This window comes from uncultured Aureimonas sp., assembly GCF_913775355.1.
GTDB lineage: Bacteria > Pseudomonadota > Alphaproteobacteria > Rhizobiales > Rhizobiaceae > Aureimonas.
Genome location: NZ_CAJYIU010000041.1, coordinates 63985 through 70715, shown reverse-complemented (window position 1 = coordinate 70715; position 6731 = coordinate 63985). Strand labels below are relative to the sequence as shown.

Below are 6731 nucleotides of genomic sequence, written 5' to 3'. Positions count from 1 at the left end.
GGCGGCTCGGGCGTCAACCTGGCCGAGTACGTGCTGGACGCGCCGGTTCTCGTCGAGGGCTGAACCACCTCGCGCTTGACGCGGCGCAATGTCGCGACATGTCCGACGGGTCCGGCAGGGTTCACGGCTTCGCGAGGAAGCCGTATCGCGTCCGGGCGAAAGGATGCCCGATGCCGCAGCGACCCACGCCCGCCTTTCTTCGCGTCATGACCTGGGTGACCGGACTGTGCGGCATCGCCCTGCTTCTGGGCGGCGGCTGGCTCGTCGCCATCGGCGGCTCGGCCTACTACGTCGTCGCCTCGCTGTTCTTCCTCGGCACCGCCTATCTCCTCCACCGCGCCCGCCCGGAAGCGCTTGGGCTCTTCGCGGTTCTCGTGATCGGCACCCTGATCTGGGCGCTCTACGAGGTCGGCTTTGACTGGTGGCCGCTCGCCGCGCGCGGCGACGTCGTCTTCATCCTCGGCGCGCTCCTGCTCCTTCCCTGGATCACGCGGCCGCTGTCGCGGCGCAGCGTCGCCGATGCGCTCGACGGGCGCGACCGCAGCGTCTCGCCGCTGAAGGGGCACGGCGCCTTCCTCACCGCCTCGCTGGTGGTGGCCGTCGCGGTCGCCGCCACCTCCTGGTTCACCGATCTCCACGCCAAGGGGGGCGAGCTTCCGGGCACCCGGCTCGGGGCCGCGGACAACGCCATCGCCGAAGGCGACTGGCTCGCCTACGGGCGCAGCCAGATGGGCCAGCGCTATTCGCCGCTCGGCGACATCACGCCCGCCAACGTCGCCTCGCTTGAGGTCGCCTGGCAGTTCGAGACCGGCGACAAGCCGCAGCCGGGCGACCCCAAGGAGACGACCTTCGAGGTCACGCCGCTCAAGATCGGCGACCGCCTCTATCTCTGCTCCCCGCATCAGAACGTGATCGCGCTCGACGCCACGACGGGTGCAGAGATCTGGCGCTACGACCCGGTCATCCAGGGCGAACTCGCGCTCCAGCATCTCACCTGCCGCGGCCTGTCCTACCAGAGCGCCGCCGCCGCCGCCGGGGCCGTGGGCACTAGAGCCGGCGCCGCGACGACGACCGCCGCTCCGGCCAGCACGGGCGCGCCGGAGGGCACCGCCACCGGGCTTTCGGCGGGAGGCGGCCTGACCGCACCCCAGGAAAACGCAGACGCGCCGGCCGGCACCGGCGGCGCCCCGGTCGACCAGACCGGCGGCAACACGGACCCCGGCCTGCCGGTCGCCGCCGCCAACGCACGCACCACGACCTGCGACGACAAGCTCTTCATGCCGACCGCCGACGGGCGGATCGTGATCCTCGATCCCGAGACCGGCGCGGTCTGCGCCAACGCTGGGGGTGGCGACGGCCAGATCGATCTCTGGGACCGCATGCCCAACGTCAATCCCGGCTCCTACTACTCGACGTCGCCGGTGATCGTCGCCGGCAACAGCGTGATCGTCGGCGGCACGGTCCTCGACAACGTGTCGACGGCCGAGGCGTCCGGCGTCATCCGCGCTTTCGACATCACGACGGGCAACCTCCTGTGGAACTGGGATTCAGGGCGTCCGAACGACACCCAGCCGATCGCGGACGGGCAGACCTATACGCCGAACAGCCCGAACTCCTGGTCGATCATGAGCGCCGACGAGAATCTCGGTCTCGTCTACGTGCCGCTCGGCAACCAGCCGCCGGATCAGTGGGGCGCCAACCGGTCGCCCGAAGTCGAGGAATATTCGTCCTCGATCGTCGCCCTCGACATCCGCACCGGCCAGCCGCGCTGGCACTTCCAGACCGTACACCACGACCTGTGGGACTACGACGTGCCGGCGCAGCCGAGCCTCGTCGACCTGCCGATCGGCGGCGAGATCGTGCCCGCGCTGGTGCAGCCGACGAAGCAGGGCGAGATCTTCGTCCTCGACCGCCGCACCGGCGAGCCGGTGATGCCCATGGTCGAGAAGCCGGCGCCGGGCGGGGCCGTTCTGTTAGACCGCGCCGCGCCGACGCAGCCGAAATCCGCGATCTCCTTCGACCCGCCCCCTCTGCGCGAGCGCGACATGTGGGGCGCGACGATGTTCGACCAGCTCCTCTGCCGCATCGCCTTCCACGGGCTGAACTACGGCGGTCGCTTCACGCCGCCCTCGCTCGACGGCTCGCTGATCTATCCCGGCAATTTCGGCGTCTTCAACTGGGGCTCGGTGGCGGTCGACCCGGCACGCGGCGTGATGTTCGCAACGCCGACCTATCTCGCCTTCACCTCGCGCCTCGTGCCGCGCCCGAACGACCGGACGCTGGTGGTCAACCCCAGCCAGCCGCAGGGCGCGCTGCCGGCCCTCAACGAGAACTTCGGCGCCCCGTATGCGGTCGAGCTCGGCCCCTTCACCTCGGCGCTCGGCCTGCCTTGCCAGCAGCCGCCTTGGGGCTACGTCGCGGGCGTCGATCTCACCACCGGCGAAACGGCTTGGATGCACAGGAACGGCACCACGCGTGACGCGTCTCCCGTCCCCCTGCCCTTCCGCATGGGCGTGCCGAACCTTGGCGGGCCGATGATGACGGCGGGCGGCGTCGCATTCCTGTCGGGCACGATCGACTACTACGTGCGCGGTTACGACGTGACGACGGGCGAGGAACTCTGGAAGGCGCGCCTTCCGGCCGGCGGTCAGGCCTCGCCGATGACCTATCGCGGCGCGGACGGGCGGCAGTATCTCCTCGTCGTCGCCGGCGGACACGGCTCGCTCGGCACCAAGCGCGGCGACTCGGTGATCGCCTACGCCCTGCCGAAGGAGAACTGACCTCAGGCGAAGCGGCGCGCGGCTTCCCCGTGCTCGCGCCGCAGCCGGGCGAGGTCGAGCCCGACCGGCTTCCCGTCGACGACGCGCCAGCGCCCCGCCACCATCACCCGGTCGGCGCGCGTGGCGCCGCACAGGACGAGCGCGGCGATCGGGTCGTGCGCGCCGGAAAAGCGCAGCTCGTCCAGCGTGAAGAGCGCGAGGTCGGCCTGAAGCCCGACCGCGATGCGCCCGATGTCGGTGCGCCCGAGGCAGGCCGCCGACCCCTCCGTTCCCCACCGGATGGCGTCGCGCGCGGTGACGGCCGAGGCCGAGCCGCGCGACAGGCGGTTGACCATCAGCGCATGGCGCACCGCCTCCATCATGTTGGATGAGTCGTTCGAGGCCGAACCGTCGACGCCGAGGCCGAGCGGGCTGCCGGCCGCTTCCAGCTCCGCCGTCGGGCAGAAGCCGGAGGCAAGCACCGCGTTCGATGTCGGACAGTGGCAGACGCCGACCTTGTGCGCTCCGAGCCGGCGGCATTCCTCGCTCGTGAAATGGATGCCGTGCGCGAGCCAGGTACGGCGCCCGAGCCAACCGACCTCTTCCAGATAGTCGACCGGCCGGCACTGGAACCGCTCCAGGCAGAAGCGGTTCTCGTCCTCCGTCTCGCCGAGATGGGTGTGGAGTCGAGCGCCATGGCGTTCCGCTAGCCCAGCGCTCTTTTCCATCAGGCTCTTGGTGACGGAGAAGGGCGAGCAGGGCGCCAGCGCCACCTGCACCATCGCCCCCTCGCCCGGCTCATGCAGCGTGGAAAGGAGGCGCTCGGAGTCGGCGAGGATCTCGTCTTCGTCCTGCACCACCGAGTCCGGCGGCAGGCCGCCGTCCTTCTGGCTGAGGTTCATCGAGCCACGCGTCAGCGTCACCCGGATGCCGAGCGCCCGCGCCTCTTCCGCCTCGACGTCGATCGCGTCGCCGAGCCCCTGCGGAAAGAGGTAGTGGTGATCGGCCGCCGTGGTGCAGCCCGACAGGAGAAGCTCGGTCAGCGCGAGGCGCACCGACAGGCGGAAACTCTCCGGATCGAGCCGCGCCCAGATCGGGTAGAGCGCCTGCAGCCAGGGAAACAGCTCCTTGTCGACCGCCTGCGGATGGGCGCGCGTCAGCGTCTGGTAGAAATGGTGGTGCGTGTTGACGAGACCCGGCAGGACGACGTGCGCCGAGGCGTCGAACGTCTCGTCCACGGTCACCGAGGGCCGGCCGCCGGCGGGGACGAGTTCGGCGATCCGCCCGTCCTCCACGACGAGGCCGCCCTCGGCGTCCGATGCGAGGATGGCGAGCGGCGCCTTCAGGAACAGGCGCGCCACGGGTCAGGCCGCCCTGGCGCGGGCGGGCAGTCCGCCGGTGGCGGCGAGGAAGTCCAGAATGTCGTCCAGCCCCACGCGGCGCGACAGGTCGGCGAAGACGGTCGGCAGTCCCTTTCGCCCGCGCGCCGCATCCGCCTCCATCCGCTGAAGGTCGGCCCCAACGTATGGGGCAAGGTCCGTCTTGTTGACGACGAGGAGGTCGGAGCGGGTGATCGCCGGCCCGCCCTTTCGCGGGATATCGTCGCCCTGGCAGACCGAGATGACGTAGATCGACAGGTCCACGAGGTCGGGCGAGAAGGTCGCGGCGAGATTGTCGCCGCCCGATTCCACCAGCACGAGGTCGAGGTCGGGATGGCGCGACCGCAGATCGGCGATCGCACGCAAGTTGAGCGAGGCGTCCTCGCGGATCGCCGTGTGCGGGCAGCCGCCCGTCTCGACGCCGATGATCCGGTCTGCCGGCAGCGCCTGCCGCCGCACCAGCGCCTCGGCGTCCTCCACGGTGTAGATGTCGTTGGTGACGACGCCGACCGACCAGTGGTCGCGGGCGGCAAGGCAGATCTTCTCGCACAGCGTCGTCTTGCCCGAGCCCACGGGGCCGCCGATGCCGACCCGCAGGGGACCGTTGCGACGCAGCGAGGTGACGGCCTTCTCGATCGTGGTCATGTACGGAACAACCTCGTTTCCAGAGTTTCGTGGCGCATCGCCTGGATCTCCGACAGGATCGCGGCCGAGCCGAGATCGTCGAGCGTGGAGGCTGCCGCGCGGCGTGCGACCGCTTCCAGCACGGGCTCCAGCCGGCGCAGGACCGCGACGGTCTCGCGCTGGCCGAGCGGCACGAGCCGGACGCAGACGCTGAGGAGATTGGCGGCAAAGGCATGGGCGAAGGCGGCGCAGACGGCGGCGAGCGGCAGCCCCTCGCGGCGCGCCAGCGCACCGACCGCTATCGGGTAGGTCGCAGCGAGGCCGGGTCCGTCGCCCCAGGGCCTTGAAGCGTCCGCGAAGGCGCTCCCGAGATCCATCGCCTCGCGCCGCCGCTCGGCCGATCCGGACATCGCAAGCCCGAGTTCCGCGATCTCGGCGAGTTCGCTCGCATCGGCCCGGTAGGCCGCCGCGAGGAGCACGAGGTCGTTCCAGCCGCTTCCATGCTGGAGAAGCGTCGCGATCCACGCTTCGCAATCCGTGCCCGTCCGCAGGAGGCCGTCCGCGATCGCAGCCTCCAACCCGTGGGAATAGCCGAAGGCACCGATCGGAAAGGCTGGCGACAGCCAGGTCTGGAGCTTCAGGAGCCCATCCAGCCCGGTCCGCTCGCCCGAAGGCGCTCCGTCAGTCATGGCCGTGATGGTGGCCCCCATGATGGTGGCCGCCGGCATAGGCCCCGCCGACGGGATCGAAGGCCGCCTCGACCTCGTGGACGTGGGCGCCGAGACCCTTCAGCATGTCCGCCACGACATGGTCGCGGCGCAGGAGGATGCGCCCGTCGCGGATCTGACAGGGTAGATGCCGGTTGCCGATCTGCCAGACGATCTGGAGAAGATGGTCGGCGTCACGGCCTCCCACGGACAGGAGCGGCTCGGGCTTCGCCTTCACCTCGACAAGACGCCCGTCGGACAGGGCGATCGCATCGCCTTCGACGAGGAGACGCGCTTCCGGCAGGTCGAGGAGGAAGGCAATGCCGCCGTCCGACACCATCGCCATCCGCCGGCGATGGCGCTGCGCCTCGTCCAGCGTGATCGTGTCATCGGCCGGCCCCTGCCAGTGCCCGCGCTCCCGGATCTCTCCCGCCTCGATCAACCGCGTGACCCTTTCCTGGATTGTTGGCATTCGGCAACGGGCGCATCGCCCCTGGTGACGTCGAGAAGGCTCGCCTCGCTGCCCTTCGACCACCAGACCTGCCCGCCGGCCGCGTATTTCGCGCCGGACGCGGCGATCACGCCGACGAACAGCCGCCGGCTCGGACCCGCCTCGACGAGCGCGAGGTCGTTGTCGGGCAGGTTGACGTATTCGACCACGCGGGCCACGCCGTCGGAGCACTCGTAGGCAAAGCGCATGCGCTCCGGCGTCCCCGGTAGATCGAGCGTCAGGGGATCGGCGTGCGCGCCGGCAGCGGACGCCAGAAGCGCCGCCAGCGCTTTCGGGAGCCTCTTCATTCGCCGTCCGGGTAGAAGGTGGGATCGAGGATGTCGTCGAGCGTGAAAGGACAGTCGACCGGGAAGATGGTGTCGGGCAGATCGGTTTCGGCCGCCGCGAGTGTCCGGGCCAGCGCGTATTCGTCGCCGAGAACCTCGGCCGGGTAGGGCTTCAGGCTCGGGCTCTTGGCGATTCGGCGTTGCAGGCGGCTGCGCTGCTCGACGATCGAGCCCTTCCAACTGCCGGATCGGCGATCAGGCTGGTAACGCCATTTCAGGAGATGAACCAACAGGACGTTGATCCGGCTTTCGATCTCGTTCCGCTGCGAGTCGCCCAAACTTTCCAGTTCCTCAGCCGCGTTGTCCCAGTCGATCGAGTTGTGCGCCCGCGCGCGCAGCTTCGCCGCCTGGTCCTGGGTCCAGGCGTAGAAGTCGCGCTCGTAGAGCGGCAAGTCGGCGGGCTGCGGCTTGGCCATGCGGGAAGC

The 6731-nt window shown here is 70.2% G+C and carries 7 protein-coding genes; 1 reads left to right on the top strand and 6 read right to left on the bottom strand.

Annotated elements, in window-relative coordinates; genetic code table 11:
• Positions 1–170 precede the first annotated feature (170 nt).
• Positions 171–2780, top strand: coding sequence for a membrane-bound PQQ-dependent dehydrogenase, glucose/quinate/shikimate family (locus tag QZ753_RS03160; RefSeq protein WP_294641142.1), 2610 nt, complete (start codon positions 171–173; stop codon positions 2778–2780).
• 2 nt (positions 2781–2782) lie between these two features.
• On the opposite strand, the gene QZ753_RS03155 is transcribed toward QZ753_RS03160, so the two are convergent.
• From QZ753_RS03155 to QZ753_RS03130, 6 genes are read right to left on the bottom strand one after another with little or no spacing between them, the layout of a single operon-like run.
• The gene (locus tag QZ753_RS03155) at positions 2783–4120 is read right to left on the bottom strand and encodes an 8-oxoguanine deaminase (RefSeq protein ID WP_294641140.1); all 1338 of its coding nucleotides are present in this window, start codon (positions 4118–4120) and stop codon (positions 2783–2785) included.
• A 3-nt stretch (positions 4121–4123) separates the two neighbouring features.
• Positions 4124–4783 (bottom strand): urease accessory protein UreG, encoded by a 660-nt coding sequence (ureG, locus tag QZ753_RS03150; RefSeq protein ID WP_294641139.1) that lies wholly within the window; start codon positions 4781–4783, stop codon positions 4124–4126.
• Positions 4780–5451, bottom strand: a complete 672-nt coding sequence (locus tag QZ753_RS03145; protein WP_294641152.1) for an urease accessory protein UreF — start codon at positions 5449–5451, stop codon at positions 4780–4782. Before QZ753_RS03145 ends, ureG begins: the two co-directional genes overlap by 4 nt.
• Positions 5444–5911: an urease accessory protein UreE gene (locus QZ753_RS03140; protein ID WP_294641137.1), complete on the bottom strand. Its 468-nt coding sequence runs from the start codon at positions 5909–5911 to the stop codon at positions 5444–5446. The genes QZ753_RS03145 and QZ753_RS03140 overlap by 8 nt, the downstream gene beginning before the upstream one ends.
• Entirely contained in the window at positions 5908–6267 is a 360-nt protein-coding gene (locus tag QZ753_RS03135; RefSeq protein WP_294641135.1) for an MliC family protein, read from the bottom strand. Before QZ753_RS03135 ends, QZ753_RS03140 begins: the two co-directional genes overlap by 4 nt.
• Complete coding sequence (locus tag QZ753_RS03130) at positions 6264–6722, bottom strand: DUF29 domain-containing protein (RefSeq protein WP_294641133.1); 459 nt, start codon at positions 6720–6722, stop codon at positions 6264–6266. Before QZ753_RS03130 ends, QZ753_RS03135 begins: the two co-directional genes overlap by 4 nt.
• Between the last annotated feature and the right edge of the window lie 9 nt (positions 6723–6731).

Excerpts from the sequence above, each read along its gene's own strand:
- QZ753_RS03160 (WP_294641142.1), top strand. The coding sequence starts at position 171 with ATGCCGCAGCGACCCACGCCCGCCTTTCTTCGCGTCATGACCTGGGTG.
- ureG (WP_294641139.1), bottom strand. The coding sequence starts at position 4,783 with ATGACCACGATCGAGAAGGCCGTCACCTCGCTGCGTCGCAACGGTCCC.
- QZ753_RS03145 (WP_294641152.1), bottom strand. The coding sequence starts at position 5,451 with ATGACTGACGGAGCGCCTTCGGGCGAGCGGACCGGGCTGGATGGGCTC.
- QZ753_RS03135 (WP_294641135.1), bottom strand. The coding sequence starts at position 6,267 with ATGAAGAGGCTCCCGAAAGCGCTGGCGGCGCTTCTGGCGTCCGCTGCC.
- QZ753_RS03130 (WP_294641133.1), bottom strand. The coding sequence starts at position 6,722 with ATGGCCAAGCCGCAGCCCGCCGACTTGCCGCTCTACGAGCGCGACTTC.